Annotated in this window: 1 protein-coding gene; it reads right to left on the bottom strand. The window is 68.1% G+C overall.

Going from position 1 to position 1,738, the window contains the following annotated elements:
• Positions 1–1,670: amino acid adenylation domain-containing protein (locus ACZ4UV_RS52055; protein ID WP_467850269.1), on the bottom strand; the 1,670-nt coding region annotated here is incomplete at its 3' end.
• Positions 1,671–1,738 lie beyond the last annotated feature (68 nt).

The raw sequence follows: 1,738 nt of genomic DNA, 5'->3' as shown, positions 1-1,738 counted from the left end.
GCGCGGATGGAGTCGCCGCCGAGGTCGAAGAAGCTGTCGTGCACTCCGACCCGGTCGACCTCCAGGGCGCCGGCCCATACCGCGGCGACCCGCTCCTCGGTGGGTGTGCGCGGAGCGACGTAGGCGCTCTGGAGGAAGGCGTCGGTGCCGGGGGCGGGCAGGGCGCGCTGGTCGAGTTTGCCGTTGGCGGTCAGCGGCAGGGCGTCCAGGGCCACGAACGCCGCGGGGACCATGTAGTCGGGCAGATCACGGGCCAGCAGCTCACGCAGCTCCCGCGTTTCGGGAACCGTCGCGCCGCGCGCGGCAACGAGATAGGCCGCCAGACGCCGGTCCCCGGGAGTGTCCTCGCGTACGACGACGACAGCCTCACGGATGTGCGGGTGCGCGCTCAGCGCGGCCTCGATCTCCCCCAGCTCCACACGATAGCCACGGATCTTGACCTGATGGTCGATACGGCCCACGTAGTCCAGACCACCGTCCGGCCGGCGCCTGGCCAGATCACCACTGCGGTACAGACGCGAACCCGCCGGCCCGAACGGATCCGGGACGAACCGCTCCGCGGTCAGACCCGGACGCCCGAGATAGCCACGCGCCACGCCAGGACCACCGACATGGATCTCACCGGGCACCCCCACCGGCACCAACTCACCCCTGCCGTCCAGCAGATGCACCGACAAGTCACTCAAGGGCGCACCCACCGGGTTGCCGGACGCCGCCCGCACATCCTCCTCCGTGACCCGGTAGAACGTGGTGTGCACGGTCGTCTCGGTAATGCCGTACATGTTCACCAGAACCGGGCCGTCCAGACCCAGCCGGTCCGTCCACGGCTTCAGTTCACGAAACTCCAGCCGCTCCCCCGCGAAAATCACATGCCGCAGAGCCAGCCGATCGACACGCGGATCACCCTCACCCGCCGCAGCCACCAACGCACGGAACGCCGACGGCGTCTGACTCAGCACCGTCACCCGCCGCTCGACCAGAAGATCCAGGAAATCCTCCGGAGAACGGGCCACATCCCGCGGGACAACAACCAGGGTGCCGCCATGCAGCAACGCACCCCACATCTCGAACACCGACACGTCGAAAGCGAACGAGTGGAACAGACTCCACACATCGGACGCATCGAACGAGTAATGCTCCTGAGCGGTACGCAGCAGCCGGACGACATTGGCGTGCGTGAGGGTCACACCCTTGGGACGCCCCGTCGAACCCGACGTGTAGATGACATAGACGGCGTTGTCCGGCCCCGACACCACCTCCGGATCGGACTCCGGGCAACCCGCCAGCACCGCGTTGTGCCGGTCCAGCGCCACCACCGCACCCGAGAAACCACCCTCCCCCAACAACCCCTCGAGGGCCGAGGTGGTCACCACCACCTCCACACCGGCATCCGCGAGTACGTAGCCGAGCCGCTCCGCCGGATGCGCCGGATCCAACGGCACATAAGCAGCACCCGACTTCAGAACACCCAGCAGGGCCGGAACCAACTCCACCCCACGCTCCAGACACAGCCCCACCAAAGACTCCGCACCCACACCCAGCGACCGCAGATGATGCGCCAGCCGGTTCGCCCTCCGGTTCACCTCCGCATACGACAACTCCTCACCGTCCGCGACCACCGCAACCGCATCGGGCGCCACCGCAACCCGCTCCTCGAACACCTCCTGCACACACCGCGACACCTCCCCGACCGACCCCCCAGGCCCACCCCACCCGAGCAACAACTCACGCTCACCCT

The organism is Streptomyces sp. NPDC028289 (genome assembly GCF_055565975.1).
This window is presented reverse-complemented; position numbering and strand designations above follow the sequence as displayed.